The sequence below is a fragment of the Enterococcus sp. AZ079 genome (genome assembly GCF_050547255.1).
GTDB lineage: Bacteria > Bacillota > Bacilli > Lactobacillales > Enterococcaceae > Enterococcus_D > Enterococcus_D casseliflavus.
This window is the reverse complement of the sequence record NZ_CP172955.1, coordinates 3,358,011-3,372,293: the sequence shown is the minus strand read 5'-3', so window position 1 is coordinate 3,372,293 and position 14,283 is coordinate 3,358,011. Positions and strand designations below refer to the sequence as shown.

Sequence of the window (14,283 nt, the reverse complement as noted above, 5' to 3'; positions counted from 1 at the left end):
AGAAACAAGCATTGATCACAGGATCAATGCTTGTTTTTGTTTCATATGAAACTTTTTTATTTCACCCGAGGCTCGTTGTATTCTTCGATACGATCAGACGCGCGGGAAGCCGCATGTTTGGCTTTGTTGGTTTGACGTGAAGCAAAGTCGCCGGTTTTAGATGCAGCTGACGATACTTTGTCTTGAACCGTTTCTTGTTCCTCTTCGTATTCAGCGATCGTTTTTACATCTACAACATTGATGTTGACTTCGATAACTTCTAATTGGGTCATTGTCGTTACTTCTTTTTGGATGACTTCTTTGACTTGGTCAGCGATTTCTGGGATGTTGCGGTCGTATTCAACCACGATATCTAAATCAACGGCTACTTGTTTTTTCCCTACTTCGGTATTGATACCCGCAGTCACATTGTCTGTATTGACTAATTTTTCCGCAATGTTAGAGAAGAAACCACCATCGACCGTCAACAGACCATCCACGTGTTCTAATGCGATCCCGATGATTTTTTGGATCACTTTGTCATCATAGGTCAATGAACCATGAACGGGTGCATCGCCAGTTGGTCCTTCAAAATCGTTGTGGCCAGGTTTTGGCGGTGCTGGATGATGTCCTGCTGGATTTGGATTTCCTGGTGCTGGATGATCCCCTGGTTTTGGTCCGTTTTGTTGTCCTGCTACTGCTTTTTCAGCATTTGGTACCACTGGATCTGGTGCTTCAGTCATCGGAATCGCATTTTCATTTGCTTGATGATTGGTGTTAGGAACCACTGGATCTGGATGTGCGCTGACTTTTTTATCATTGTTTAATTCGTTTTTATCGTTATTCATTAAAAATTCCTCCTATTAAAATGCGTTATTGTTGGTTAAAAAATTCGTCGATGATACCGGTACGTTGGAGATACAATCCTAACGCAAAACCCAAACCTGTTAGGAGTAGAATCAGCAATGTTTTGAAAAAACCGATCGTTACAAACAACACAGCCAGAACAAGGCCGATTGCTCCAAAAATCAATGGGATTTTGTATTGTTGTAGTTCGTTCATCATAGCCCTCCTATTCTACTCGCGGGTTTTCCGGAGTCTCATTTTGTTCAAAATTCGCGTAGTTGACTTCGACTTTGACTTTCTCACTTGAACCAAGCACTCGTTGGACATCTTGTTGGATTTCCGCCATTAAGTTTTCGGTTTTGCCGACTAAGGCAGACGTCCGTTTCAAGCGTCCTTTGATTTTAATCAAAATTCGATTTTTGGTCGCCTTGACATGAACTTTTGGTCCTTCAACAAATTCTTTTTCATTTACTTTCGTACGTACAAGTCCTTCGATTGCTTTCTTATCGATCGTCAATGCGCCCTTATCCTCTTTCAAAACAAAGGTCGTTTTGGTTTTTGGATAAAGAAGCACGACTAAGATCACGATCAAGAATAAGGCGATCAAGACAACAGCTACCCAAAACATATATTGACGCATAAACAAGTTGTCAAAGAAATACGTGACGACATTGCCTCTGCTGTCCAAACCAAATGGCAGCTGCATATAAGGATTACTCATTAATACGATTGGTAATAAGACAGTGATAAAGATCAACGAAACGATAATTGATACGATTTTCCACCCTTTACTCATAGGACACCTCCTCCTTTTTCTCCAATTTTTGATAAGCTTACAAGTTGATGGCTTCTCCGCCGGTAACACCATAAATCTGTGCTGTCACATAGCTAGCTTTATTGGAAGCTAAAAAGACATAGACAGGTGCCAGCTCAGCTGGTTGTCCTGCCCGCTCAAGTAACGCTTGCTGACCAAATTCAGGCAGCTGGTCTTGCGGTTGGCCATGATCTAACTGTAATGGTGTCCAGATCGGTCCTGGGGCTACCCCATTGACGCGAATTCCTTTTTCAGCAAATTGTTTCGCCAAGCTGACTGTAAAACTAGCGATAGCCGATTTGGTTGCCGCATAATCCATTAAATGGGCACTTGGACTAAAGGCTTGGACAGAAGTCGTTGTCACGATCGCTCCCCCAGCCGGTAAGTGCGGCTCAGCAGCTTTGACTAATGCAAACATTGAGATAATGTTTACCATAAAGGTGTCTTTCACTTGTTCAATCGGTAATTCTGCAATCGATGGCCGCGTGATTTGCTGTGCCGCGTTCAATACTAATGTATCTAACCCACCTAATGCTGCCACCGCTTTGTCAACGATCTCTTGTGGTGCCGCTTCGTCTCGCAGGTCATAGGGTAGCAAGATCACTTTGCGCCCAGCTTCTTTGATGTACCCTGCAACTTCTTCGGCATCTTCTTCTTCTCCTGGGAAAAAGTGTAGGGCAATGTCTGCTCCTTCACGGGCGAAGGCAATCGCTGCTGCTCGTCCGATCCCAGAATCCCCACCGGTGATCAGTACCCGCCGGTTTTCTAACTGCTGACTTCCCTCATAAGATTCTTCACCACAATCAGGTTTTGGTCGCATTTCTTCTTGTAAAGCAGGCGTATCTTGTTCCTGTTTGCTGTATTTACCCGTGTGATAAAGTTCCCGTGGATCAGTCAAAATAGGTTCACTCATTCTTACGTCCTCCTTTTCTCTATAATAAAATTCTAAACCATTCATTTTTTTTTGGGAAATATAACGCTTTGTTAACAAAAATAAATCCTCGTTTATTAGAAAATGAAAAAAGAAAGTGCCCCCATTTTTGACCAGAAATCAAATGATTTCCCTTTTTTATAGAAGGGGGTAAACTAATAAGTAGTAACTGGTAGTACCTGTAAAAGGGAACCCCTAAGAAAATGACCTTGGATCAAGAAAAAGGAGGAAACAAACAATGCCTTGGAATGTCCGTGATTATCCTGCGTCAATGAAGAATCTAGACCCCTTAGTTCGTAAAAAAGCGATCGATATCGCCAATGCCCTGCTAGCCGATGATCGGGCGATCCCGATCGCCACGAGTCAAGCAGAAAAATGGTATGACAATGCAGATGAAGAGGAGAAGAAAGCTTTTCAGAAAGAAAAAAATCCGCAAAAAGACGATACCCATCAAACCAATAAGAATGCGGAAAAATTAATGGATGCGGATGTAGAAGTTGTGTATGAAGACGACAAATGGCAAGTCCGTTCCAAAGGAGCAAAACGTGCCAGTGATCATTTCGATAAGAAAGCAGAGGCCATCGCCCGTGCCAAAGAAATTGCCGAAAACAAAGAATCCGTGGTGAACGTTTATAAAAAAGATGGTGACCATCAAAAGGATATTGATTTAGGAGAATAAAATTGGCCGCAAAAAAGCGGAAGGAGGTCTTACGTTTGTCGTTTTAACGGCGCGAAACGTTACCTTCTCTTTCGCTTTTTTGTTTCCTTTTACAGCTAGGTTTGGTTAAAACTAAAGCAACCGCTTCTTTAACGTTTCTTTTAAAAAGCAACGTTTCATTGTCAGAAACCTAAAAAACGAAGACCTTTTGAATGAACCATTACGTTTAAAATTTCTCGACATCCTAAAAAATAAGTCTATGAAATGCTGATCTAGCAACAGTTGTGAACCAGCCGTTACCCCTGTAAACTAGCTTGTACTTTCTTTAACTAAATAAACCTTGTATACTTGAATTATTAAAAGTACAAGGAGTGGTGTTTGTGAAAAAATTATTTTTTGTGCCGTTTATTTTTCTTTGTTTCCTCTTTGCTCTCCCAGCTGCCGCCCAGACAGTGGAAGAACCTGAACTCGTTTATGACTTAGCATCAGATAGTCCCTATGAGCAGCTGGTTACGGTAGATGAAGAAGGCAACGAGGTGATTTTGACCATTGAAAAACTGCCGTCATTCCGAGCAAATCTGGCAGCGGGAACGTATCGTGTGTCAAAAACATCCACAGGTAATTGGACTGCTAGTTATAATGTAACGGTCAATAGCCGCAATCAATTTACAGGCACTTCGAATTTAAGTTTAGTTGCTCACAGAGGAAGTATCACTTCTAGTTCATTAACTCACACGTCCACCAAAGCCACCTGTACGTTTAAGCAAAAAGCAGGTATAATCACTACCAATGGGAGTGTCGTAACCACGATCTCAAATGGGAAGCTAGTTGTTAAATAGCAGATAGGAGCATACATTGGCTTTAGCAGAACAATTAAAAAGCTGTCGCGAGTCTTCCGGATTGTCGCAAACAGCTGTCGCAGAAAAATTACAGATTTCACGCCAGTCGATTTCAAAATGGGAAAATGGGCGCGGCTATCCAGATATTGAGAATTTGATTTTGTTGAGCGATCTCTACCAAGTCTCGATCGATGAGCTTTTACGTGAGAACGAAGCCTTAAAAGAGCGGATCGAAACCAACAATCAAGAAATCAACGACAAAAAAGAAAAATTGTCGTTACTCCAAAGAACGATGGCAACGGAAAAAGATGAAAGTCTGCTCTTGCTACTGTTAGCTGGAATCGGCTCATTTCTCTTTCCATTAGGTTTGATTTTAGATGGCTTTGTCTTATGGCGTAACAAAAAGGCCAATAATTTTTATGTATTGATCTATATCGTCTGTGCCTTCTCGATATTCTTGAATTTGTACGATGGTTATGTCCATCTCAGCAACATCATGAATTGGGGAACCACTACGATTGAAAAAGTGGAATAAGTCAATTATTAAGACAAAAAGCCCGCTGCGAAAACAATTCGCAGCGGGCTTTTGACACTCTATTTATCATTTATGAATTGGTTATTCAAAGAATATTAACCGTCTTTAGTTAACCTTTGCAATCTTCCCTTGTTCGATATACACCATCAGAATACTGATATCAGCTGGGTTTACTCCGCTGATACGGCTCGCTTGGGCGATGGTTTCGGGTTGGATTTTTTGCAGTTTTTGTTTGGCTTCTGTTGCCAAGCCATTGATAGCGGCATAGTCGATGTTTTCAGGAATGCGTTTGGCTTCCATCCGTTTGAGTTTCTCCACTTTTTCGAGAGCTTTTTTGATATAGCCTTCGTATTTGATTTGGATCTCGACTTGTTCGATCTCTTTTGGCTTCAATGCTTCATTGGCTTCGATAAATTGCAGCATTTCGGCATACGTCACTTCAGGCCGACGCAAGAATTCATTTGCTAAAACACCATCTTTCAAGGTTGCCGTCCCTTTAGCAGTCAAATACGCTTGTACTTCTGGCGTTGGTTTGATGCGGATCTTATATAAACGTTTAATTTCTGCTTCAACAGCTTCTTTTTTCGCTACATACGCTTCGTATTGTGCTTCTGGGACGAGCCCGATTTGATGTCCCACTTCGGTCAAACGCAGATCCGCATTATCATGACGCAGCAATAAGCGGTATTCGGCACGAGAGGTCAATAAGCGGTAAGGTTCATTGGTTCCTTTGGTCACCAAATCATCGATCATCACACCGATATAACCGTCGCTGCGTTTCATAATGAAGGGTTCTTTGCCTTGAATTTTCAAAGCAGCATTGATGCCTGCGATCAAGCCTTGACCGGCCGCTTCTTCATAGCCGCTGGTTCCGTTGGTTTGTCCTGCCGTAAAGAGGTTTTCGATGACTTTGGTTTCTAATGTTGGACGCAATTGATGAGGCACCACGACATCATATTCAATGGCGTAGCCCGTCCGCATCATTTCCGCTTTTTCTAAACCTGCGATGGAATGCAGCATTTGGACTTGGACATCTTCTGGCATAGAAGTAGAAAGCCCTTGAACATACACTTCTTCGGTGTTCAACCCTTCTGGTTCCAAGAACAGTTGGTGACGAGATTTGTCTGCAAAACGCACGATTTTGTCTTCGATAGATGGGCAATAACGGGCACCTACTCCTTCAACGATCCCTGTAAACATCGGCGCCCGGTGTAAATTCTGGTTGATGATTTGGTGCGTCCCTTCGTTCGTATAGGTCAACCAGCAAGGTTCTTGGTTTTGATTGTAGGCTTCATCGGGTGTGCTGTAACTAAAGTGATTCGGTTGTTCATCGCCAGGCTGGATCTCCGTTACCTCATAGTTGATGGTGCTGGATTTCACCCGCGGTGGTGTACCCGTTTTAAAACGAGCGATCTCTAGGCCAAGCTCTTTCAAATGATCGGCTAGTCCAATCGATGGCTGGGAGTTGTTTGGTCCAGAAGAATACTTCAACTCTCCAATGATGATCTCTCCTCGCAACGCTGTTCCCGCAGTGATCACTACAGCTTGGGCTTGGTAACGAGCGCCTGTAGAGGTCACGACGCCACGGCATTCGCCTTCTTCAACGATCAGCTTTTCAACGATTCCTTGGCGCAGTGTCAGATTGGCTTCTTTTTCGATCGTTCGTTTCATTTCAGCCGCATAGGCATGTTTATCGGCTTGCGCCCGCAAGGCCCGCACAGCGGGACCTTTTCCTGTATTGAGCATCCGCATTTGGATGTAGGTTTTGTCGATATTTTTGCCCATTTCTCCGCCTAAAGCATCGATTTCGCGCACCACGACGCCTTTTGCTGGTCCGCCGACGGAGGGATTACAAGGCATGAATGCGACCATGTCTAAGTTGATGGTCAGCAAGAGGGTTTTTGCCCCCATTCGGCTGGCTGCCAAGGCAGCTTCTGATCCGGCATGGCCGGCACCAACAACGATCACGTCATAACTTTCTGCTTGATATTCTTGCATGGTGTTCTCCTTTTTACGCCAGTGGCGCATTCTTTATTTTCCTAAACAAAACTGACTGAACAATTGGGTGATCAACTCATCTTGGACACTGTCGCCGACAACTTCTCCTAGATAGTCCCAGCAGCGTGTCATATCGATTTGAACCAAGTCGACAGGCATTCCTGCTTCGATCCCTTGGATGACCTCAGACAACGACTGAACGGCATTTTCTAATAAGGCAATGTGGCGAGTATTAGAAAGATAGGAAGCATCCTTATCGGTGGTCTTGCCCCCAAAGAATAGATCGGCAATGGCTTGTTCCAGTTGGTCTAAGCCTTCGTTGGTCAACACAGAGACAGAAAAAATCGGTTCATCTGCTGCGTACTGCGCTAGCTCAGCAGGTGCTAATTTTGGCTCAAGGTCGGTCTTATTCAATAAGATGATCCGACGGCTGCCAGCAGTCAGCTCCAGCAATTGTTTGTCTTCCTGGGTCAATCCTTCGCTTTGGTTGAGAACCAGCAAAATCAACTCCGCTTCTGCCAATGCTTTGCGGCTGCGTTCGACTCCGATTTTCTCAACGACATCTTCTGTTTCGCGGATACCAGCCGTATCGATCAGTTTCAATGGTACCCCGCGAACATTGACATACTCTTCAATGACATCTCGAGTCGTACCAGCAATGTCTGTCACGATGGCTTTTTCTTCCCTTAATAAATGGTTCAATAAGCTGGATTTACCGACATTCGGCCGACCGATGATCGCAGTACTCAAACCTTCTCGCAAAATTTTTCCTTGTTGGGCAGTCGCTAATAAGGCTTGGATCTGCCCTTTGACCATCGTGGCTTTTTCTAGCAATAAGCGGGTCGTCAATTCTTCCACATCATCGTATTCAGGGTAATCGATATTCACTTCAACTTGCGCCAGCGTCTCTAAGATCTCTTGGCGTAAGGTCCGAATCAAGTGGGAAAGATTGCCATCCAGCTGATTGACTGCGAGATTCATCGCCTTATCGGTCTTGGCACGAATCAAGTCCATCACCGCCTCGGCTTGAGAAAGGTCAACCCGTCCGTTTAGAAAGGCCCGCTTCGTGAATTCTCCCGGCTCAGCCAACCGTGCGCCTTGTCGTAAAACCAGCTGCAAGAGTTGATTGACGACAACGATCCCGCCGTGGCAATTGATCTCAACGACATCTTCTCGGGTAAAGGTCCGCGGCTTTTTCATCACTGATAGCATCACTTCATCCATCAAACGGTTTTCTTCTGGATCCACGATATGACCATAATGGATCGTATGACTAGGCACTTGGGCGAGGGTTTTAGTGCCTGCTTGAAAAATCTGATCCGCAATTGCGATCGCTTCTTCCCCGCTTAATCGCACAATACTGATGGCCCCTTCGCCTGGCGGGGTGGAAATCGCGGCAATCGTATCAAATTCTTGCGTAATATTCGCCATGTTGCTTGCTCCTCCTATTTTTTCACATAAAAAAAGTGCCCACTCCACCCGTCAAATTGATTGAAAATCAATAAAAACGAGTAGACTTAGCACTTTGACTGCTTGTCAATTAAATTCTGGAAATAGATTAGCACATTTTTGCGCGAGTCGCAAGCTTCCTTCAAAAACTTTTAAATTTTGCATCTGTCCGCAAAAACCTTTAAAATAAAAGCAAAGAATAAGAAAAGAGGGATCTATTATGGAAACCATCAAATCATCAAACAGCGCTGCTCGCATTAAAGAAATCATTTTATCGACAGGAAACGTGAATCGGCCTTACGTCGTGCGGGATATCGTCTTTGCGGCAGACAAAATCGAAGTAGATCTATTTGATACATCTGTGAATTTGAACGACCTGTTGGCAGATGTGACCTATCGCTTAAAAGAAACCGCCCACAGCTACGGAGCGAATGCAGTGATCAACTGTCATTTCGAACATGACCGCATCGTCGAAGGCGACAAAACCTACCTTGAGATCTTTGCCTATGGTACAGTGGTTCAATTTACTCAATCAACCATCGGCGGCTAATTGCCTCTATCATCAAAGAAAAATACAAAAAAGAGTCCGCGGCATACGGACTCTTTTTTGATACCAAAGGCTGACCTACGTAACGTATGTTGACTTTGATAAGAATGATTTCTAGTCAAGGATACTTGGTTTTAAATTTGTTGTCAATCGCTTTTTCCCATCAAAAAAGGGAAAGGCTTGTCAGACCGCCTTTCCCTTTTTTCATTAAATTCGTTTGTCCGCAGGTTCCACTACTAAGTAGCGATACGGTTCATCCCCTTCAGAATGAGTTTGAACATACGCATCTTTACTCAATACGGAATGGATCTGCTTTCTTTCAAACGCCGGCATCGGCTCTAAAAAGACCGGGCGGCCTGTTCGTTTGACTTTTTCAGCAGTACGGCTAGCCAAACGTTCTAAGATCGCTTGACGTTTTTCACGGTAATCTCCGACATTCACTACAATCGACAATTTGTTTTTCGCGATGCGGTGAATATACACTTGCGCCAAATATTGCAGTGCATTCAAGGTTTTGCCGTGCTTCCCAATCAAAATGCCTTGTTTTTGCGTTTCTAAATGAAAGACGATCACGCCGTCTTGACGAGCGGTTTTTACTAAGGCGGGTGCATTCAATGCTTTTGAAATATTTGTCAGATAGAGTCCCAGCTGAGCCAGCGCTTCCTCATCTGAAAGATCCGTCAGCAAAACAGGTTCGCTCGCGGCCGCTTCCATCACACTGCTTGCATCCTCTGTCGTCACAGGATCTGGTTCTACCAGCGGTTTTGCTGGTACTTCTTCAACGGGTGCCGGTTCTTCAACGATTCGTTTTTCAATGGAGACCCGTGCTTGTTTTTTTCCTAGACCCAAGAAGCCTTTTTTTCCTTCATCCAGGACTTCGATTACTGCTTGATCTTTGGTGATACCAAGGACTTGCAATCCCTCTTGAATTGCTTCATCTACTGTCAGATTTTCATAAATCGGCATTGCAGTGCAACCTCCTCTTATTTTTTCCGTTTCTTTTTAGGACTCATTGCTTTTTTCAGCGCACGTTCACGCTCGCGTTCTTTGCGGGCAGCTTCTTCTCTTTCTTGGCGGATCTTGAATGGGTTATTTAAGATCATTGTTTGCACAACTTGGAATGCATTGGAAACGACCCAGTACAAGGAAAGACCGCTGGCAATGTTGATCCCCATCAGTAAGATCATCATTGGCATAGCGAAATTCATGATTTTCAGACTCGCATTTGATTCCACTTGGCTCATACTTGATAAGTAGGTACTTGCAAAAGTAAAGAGCGCCGCTAAAATCGGCAAGATGAAGTATGGGTCACGATCACCCAGCTGCAGCCATAAGAATTTTCCTTCTTGCAGAGCAGGAACCCGTGAGATCGATTGCCACAAGGCCATCAAAATCGGCATTTGTACCAATAATGGTAGACAGCCGGCATAGGGATTGACATTGTTTTCCGCATACAAACGTTGTGTTTCTTCTTTTAACTTGCTTTGTGTTTCTGTATCTTTTGACGCATATTGCTGCTGCAGCGCTTTTAGCTTCGGTTGTAATTCTTGCGTTTTGCGCATGCTTTTGGTTTGAAAGTGCATCAACGGCATCAAAATGACCCGGATGATCAATGTAAAGAGGATGATCCCGATCCCGGCATTGCCGAAGGAGAGGGCTTTGATCGCCTCTGCAAAATAATAAACGATGTAACGATCCCATAGACCGGTACTTTGTGCATTTACTTCACCTGTTGCACCGCAGGCAGATAAGACAACTACTAATGAGAGAACTCCCAAAAATAGTAAGACGCGTTTCCCTTTTTTCACGTAACTAATTCCTTTCCATTAATGAATAATTTTGGCAAGCTTTAAGACATGCTCTAAATTCGAGTAGATTTCCTTTGAGGAACAAGTGGCGATACTTGGACGGGCGATCACAATAAAATCGATCGCTGGTTCGATTCGCGGTTTCATTTCCGTTAAGCTCGCACGAATCTTGCGTTTGACCTCATTTCGCTTCACTGCATTACCGACTTTTTTCCCTACAGATAAACCAACTCGAAAATGTGATTGCTCTTTAGGTAAGACATACACCACGAACTTCCGATTTGCAAAAGAATTTCCTGCCTGAAAAACTTTTTGAAAATCTTGCTCTGTTTTTACTCGATAGGATTTTCTCATCTTCGGTTCCTTCACTTCTTTCAATTAAGCTTCGCGAAACGGATTGAATCCGTAACCACTCACCTGTCAATAATACCATATTTGCCAAAAGTCAGACACTATATTCCGCAAAAACGGCATAAAAAAAACCACTGGCATTCAGTGGCTTACGCAGAAATAACCTTTCTGCCTTTATGACGACGGCTAGCTAAAACACGACGTCCATTTTTTGTACTCATACGTTTACGGAATCCGTGAACTTTTTGACGTTTACGTTTATTTGGTTGATACGTTCTTTTCATTTATTTCCACCTCCATCAGGATAATGCTTATGCGCACAGACATACTTTGATAGTATAACGAGTCAAGTACTAGTTTGTCAATAAGAAGTTTGCTCAAAATCAGGCATTCTTTATCCACAATCCCTTTGATTTGTGTGGGTTTGCTGTTTATAGCTAATTTTTGTGGATAACTTTTTCCCCAGAGTTATTTTGGCTTTTTCCACAAACGAACAGCCTGTAGAAAAGTTTTCCACAATCACTTTTTTGACTGTTGATAACTACCCTAAAACTTAGTGTTATCAAGGCGTGATCTTCACATCGATCTGTGGATAAAGGAAATTTTTTTATAGTTATGCACATTCTTTTTCTACCTGTGGATAGTCGAATTTCGAACATGTGCATTTCCATTTTTCTTTTATCCCGTTTTGTGGAAAAGTATTTTTTTCTAACCTTTTTTATCGTAATCTGTGGAAAACTTTTTCAATCCGTGCTATTTTAGTTATATCTATTCTTAGTTATAGGAGGACAATTTATGCCATCTGCTGATTCTATTTGGCAAGATCTTCAACGTTCCTTTAAAGAAGAGCTGAATCCGGCCAGTTATAGTGCTTGGATCGAGACTGCCAATGTCTTGTCGTTTGAAAAAAATCAGCTGCTGATCGAAGTACCCAGCGATCTTCATAAATCTTATTGGGAAAAAAATCTAGCTGCCAAAATTGTTGAAATGGGATTTATGAAAACTGGTGAAGAATTGATTCCTAGTTTTGTGACTGTCGAAGAAGCAGAAGCTTTAAAAACAGCCCCTTCTACTATTCAAACAGCTGCAGAAGAAAACGAGCGGCCGCCGAAATCGATCTTAAATGAAAAATACACATTTGATACCTTTGTCATCGGGAAAGGCAATCAGATGGCCCACGCTGCTGCTTTAGTTGTTGCAGAAGATCCTGGGTCTATTTATAATCCGCTGTTCTTCTATGGTGGCGTTGGTTTAGGGAAAACCCACTTGATGCACGCGATCGGTCATCAAATGTTGCTGAAACGTCCCAATGCCAAAATCAAGTACGTTAGTAGTGAAAATTTCACCAATGATTTCATTACTTCTATTCAAAAGAACAAAATGGAAGATTTTCGAAACGAATACCGCAATGTTGATCTTTTGCTGGTGGATGATATTCAATTCTTAGTCAATAAAGAAGGAACCCAAGAAGAATTCTTTAATACCTTCGAAGAACTGTATCGCAATAATAAACAGATCGTCCTGACAAGTGATCGTTTGCCAAATGAGATCCCGACTTTGCCGGAACGTTTGGTTTCCCGTTTTGCTTGGGGCTTATCCGTTGATATCACCCCGCCGGATCTAGAGACGCGGACTGCGATTTTGCGGAAAAAAGCCGAAGCCGAACGCTTGGAGATCCCCGACGATACGTTAAGTTATATCGCTGGGCAGATCGATTCGAATATCCGAGAACTTGAAGGAGCACTCGTGCGGGTGCAAGCTTTTGCTACGATGCAAAACTCAGACATTACAACGAGCTTGGCAGCTGAAGCCATCAAAGCCTTGAAATCAAGCCATGGCTCGACCCAAGTTTCGATTTTGCAGATCCAAGAAGAAGTCGCAAAATACTATCACATTCATGTCAATGATCTAAAAGGGAAAAAACGGGTCAAAGGCATCGTTGTCCCACGCCAGATCGCGATGTATCTCTCTCGAGAACTGACCGATAGTTCTTTACCAAAAATCGGCGGCGAATTTGGCGGCAAAGACCATACAACGGTCATTCATGCCCATGAAAAAATTCAGCATTTAGTCGAAACAGATCCCACGATCAAAAATGAGATCGTTGAAATCAAACAAATCCTCTTCAGCTGATCTGTGGATAAGAAAAGAAGAACCAAAAAAGTTGTCCACAAGTTATTCACAGGCATTTTCGTTAGTCTACTCACTCTTTTCTCGAGTTATCCACATTACTAACAAGCCTATTACTACTATTACTTTTATTTAATAACTATAAATTAAAGGAGTATCGCTATGAAGCTAACTTTAAACCGAACAGAGTTCATGCAAGAATTACAAACTGTCCAACGGGCGATTTCAACCAAAACCACCATCCCGATCTTAACTGGAGTAAAATTATCCCTTTCAGAAAAAGGATTGACCATGACTGGGAGCAACGCCGATATTTCCATTGAAACTTTTTTAAGTGTGGAAAACGAAAAAGCGCAAATGCAAATCGAAAAAACAGGAGCGATCGTTTTACAAGCACGTTTCTTCAGCGAAATTGTTCGTCGTTTGCCTGAAAGTACCTTAACGTTAGAAGTTTTAGACAATAATCAAGTAGCGATCACTTCTGGAAAAGCCAACTTTACCGTCAACGGATTGGATGCCGATAGTTATCCACATTTACCAGTTGTCGAAAGTCAAGATTCGATCGAGATTCCAGCCCACGTATTGAATAAGGTCGTTAGTGAAACAGTCTTTGCGGTTTCGCAACACGAAAGCCGTCCGATCTTGACTGGGGTCCACTTTGTCTTAGAAAATCAAAAATTATTAGCTGTTGCGACGGACTCACACCGTTTGAGCCAACGGGTGATTCCATTGGAAAGCGGAGAAACAGCCTTCAACATCGTGATTCCTGGCAAAAGCTTAACGGAACTTTCTCGTTCCTTAACAGATGAAGAAGAAGCGATCCAAATCAGCATTATGGATAACCAAGTGTTGTTCCAAACGAAAACCATGAAATTCTATTCTCGTTTATTGGAAGGAACTTACCCAGATACCAATCGTCTGATTCCTTCAAGCTTCAATACTGAGATTGAATTTTCTGTGCCAGAATTGTTACAAGCCATCGAACGGGCGTCATTGCTTTCTCATGAAGGCCGTAACAACATCGTTCGTTTGGCGATCTCCGAAGAAGCCGTTGTCTTATATGGAAACTCACCAGAAATCGGAAAAGTGGAAGAAGATCTTTCTTTTGAAAAAGTGACCGGCGACCCATTAGAGATCTCTTTCAACCCTGACTATATGAAAGCAGCACTACGAGCATTTGGTGACACCAGCATCGTGATCCGCTTTATCTCAGCGATCCGTCCATTTACGTTGGAGCCGACAGAGAGCAAAGGCAGCTTTATCCAGCTGATCACACCGGTGCGAACCAACTAATTTTTCATGTCTTTTGAAAAAAGTTGAAACAATCATCTGAAAATGAATAAATGAGTTAAAAGGGCTTAAAATCGTTTTTAAGCCCTTTTTTCTATTTTGGCTTCT

General features: G+C 42.8%; 16 protein-coding genes. 6 read left to right on the top strand and 10 right to left on the bottom strand.

Annotated features, from left to right (window positions below; translation table 11 throughout):
* Positions 1–56: 56 nt before the first annotated feature.
* From IGJ15_RS16045 to IGJ15_RS16030, 4 genes are read right to left on the bottom strand one after another with little or no spacing between them, the layout of a single operon-like run.
* The gene (locus tag IGJ15_RS16045) at positions 57–827 is read right to left on the bottom strand and encodes an Asp23/Gls24 family envelope stress response protein (RefSeq protein WP_010748461.1); all 771 of its coding nucleotides are present in this window, start codon (positions 825–827) and stop codon (positions 57–59) included.
* Positions 828–852: 25 nt separating this feature from the next.
* Positions 853–1,044 carry a DUF2273 domain-containing protein gene (locus IGJ15_RS16040; RefSeq protein ID WP_005226258.1) on the bottom strand — a complete coding sequence of 64 codons (192 nt, stop codon included), beginning with the start codon at positions 1,042–1,044 and terminating at the stop codon, positions 853–855.
* A 7-nt stretch (positions 1,045–1,051) separates the two neighbouring features.
* The gene (gene amaP, locus IGJ15_RS16035) at positions 1,052–1,621 is read right to left on the bottom strand and encodes an alkaline shock response membrane anchor protein AmaP (protein ID WP_010748462.1); all 570 of its coding nucleotides are present in this window, start codon (positions 1,619–1,621) and stop codon (positions 1,052–1,054) included.
* A gap of 37 nt (positions 1,622–1,658) precedes the next feature.
* Positions 1,659–2,552, bottom strand: a complete 894-nt coding sequence (locus IGJ15_RS16030; protein ID WP_005226260.1) for an SDR family oxidoreductase — start codon at positions 2,550–2,552, stop codon at positions 1,659–1,661.
* A 256-nt stretch (positions 2,553–2,808) separates the two neighbouring features.
* Between IGJ15_RS16030 and IGJ15_RS16025 the strand changes: the two genes are divergently transcribed.
* The 3 genes from IGJ15_RS16025 (at position 2,809) to IGJ15_RS16015 (ending at position 4,602) form a co-directional block, all read left to right on the top strand.
* Positions 2,809–3,249: a DUF2188 domain-containing protein gene (locus IGJ15_RS16025; RefSeq protein ID WP_430599216.1), complete on the top strand. Its 441-nt coding sequence runs from the start codon at positions 2,809–2,811 to the stop codon at positions 3,247–3,249.
* Positions 3,250–3,599: 350 nt separating this feature from the next.
* On the top strand, positions 3,600–4,067 hold the full coding sequence (locus IGJ15_RS16020) for a DUF5626 family protein (RefSeq protein WP_034695231.1): 468 nt from the start codon (positions 3,600–3,602) through the stop codon (positions 4,065–4,067).
* 16 nt (positions 4,068–4,083) lie between these two features.
* The gene (locus IGJ15_RS16015; protein WP_005232932.1) at positions 4,084–4,602 is read left to right on the top strand and encodes a helix-turn-helix domain-containing protein; all 519 of its coding nucleotides are present in this window, start codon (positions 4,084–4,086) and stop codon (positions 4,600–4,602) included.
* A 105-nt stretch (positions 4,603–4,707) separates the two neighbouring features.
* On the opposite strand, the gene mnmG is transcribed toward IGJ15_RS16015, so the two are convergent.
* Together mnmG and mnmE are read right to left on the bottom strand one after the other, a co-directional pair.
* A complete protein-coding gene (gene mnmG / locus IGJ15_RS16010) occupies positions 4,708–6,600 on the bottom strand; it encodes a tRNA uridine-5-carboxymethylaminomethyl(34) synthesis enzyme MnmG (RefSeq protein WP_010748466.1) in 1,893 nt (630 codons plus the stop codon).
* Between the two features lie 33 nt (positions 6,601–6,633).
* Positions 6,634–8,031 (bottom strand): tRNA uridine-5-carboxymethylaminomethyl(34) synthesis GTPase MnmE, encoded by a 1,398-nt coding sequence (gene mnmE / locus IGJ15_RS16005; protein WP_010748467.1) that lies wholly within the window; start codon positions 8,029–8,031, stop codon positions 6,634–6,636.
* A 238-nt stretch (positions 8,032–8,269) separates the two neighbouring features.
* Between mnmE and IGJ15_RS16000 the strand changes: the two genes are divergently transcribed.
* Positions 8,270–8,599 (top strand): heavy metal-binding domain-containing protein, encoded by a 330-nt coding sequence (locus IGJ15_RS16000; RefSeq protein WP_005226284.1) that lies wholly within the window; start codon positions 8,270–8,272, stop codon positions 8,597–8,599.
* A gap of 204 nt (positions 8,600–8,803) precedes the next feature.
* Here IGJ15_RS16000 and jag read toward each other — a convergent pair whose 3' ends face one another.
* The 4 genes from jag to rpmH all read right to left on the bottom strand — a co-directional run bounded on the left by jag (position 8,804) and on the right by rpmH (position 11,039).
* Positions 8,804–9,562, bottom strand: coding sequence for an RNA-binding cell elongation regulator Jag/EloR (jag, locus tag IGJ15_RS15995; protein WP_081116711.1), 759 nt, complete (start codon positions 9,560–9,562; stop codon positions 8,804–8,806).
* A gap of 17 nt (positions 9,563–9,579) precedes the next feature.
* Positions 9,580–10,404, bottom strand: a complete 825-nt coding sequence (locus IGJ15_RS15990; RefSeq protein WP_010748469.1) for a YidC/Oxa1 family membrane protein insertase — start codon at positions 10,402–10,404, stop codon at positions 9,580–9,582.
* A gap of 18 nt (positions 10,405–10,422) precedes the next feature.
* Entirely contained in the window at positions 10,423–10,758 is a 336-nt protein-coding gene (gene rnpA, locus IGJ15_RS15985) for a ribonuclease P protein component (protein WP_008376940.1), read from the bottom strand.
* Positions 10,759–10,904: 146 nt separating this feature from the next.
* Positions 10,905–11,039, bottom strand: a complete 135-nt coding sequence (gene rpmH / locus IGJ15_RS15980) for a 50S ribosomal protein L34 (protein WP_430599215.1) — start codon at positions 11,037–11,039, stop codon at positions 10,905–10,907.
* A gap of 511 nt (positions 11,040–11,550) precedes the next feature.
* On the opposite strand from rpmH, the gene dnaA reads away from it, so the two are divergent.
* On the top strand, positions 11,551–12,888 hold the full coding sequence (gene dnaA, locus IGJ15_RS15975) for a chromosomal replication initiator protein DnaA (RefSeq protein ID WP_010748470.1): 1,338 nt from the start codon (positions 11,551–11,553) through the stop codon (positions 12,886–12,888).
* Between the two features lie 159 nt (positions 12,889–13,047).
* A complete protein-coding gene (gene dnaN, locus IGJ15_RS15970; protein WP_005226354.1) occupies positions 13,048–14,178 on the top strand; it encodes a DNA polymerase III subunit beta in 1,131 nt (376 codons plus the stop codon).
* Positions 14,179–14,283 lie beyond the last annotated feature (105 nt).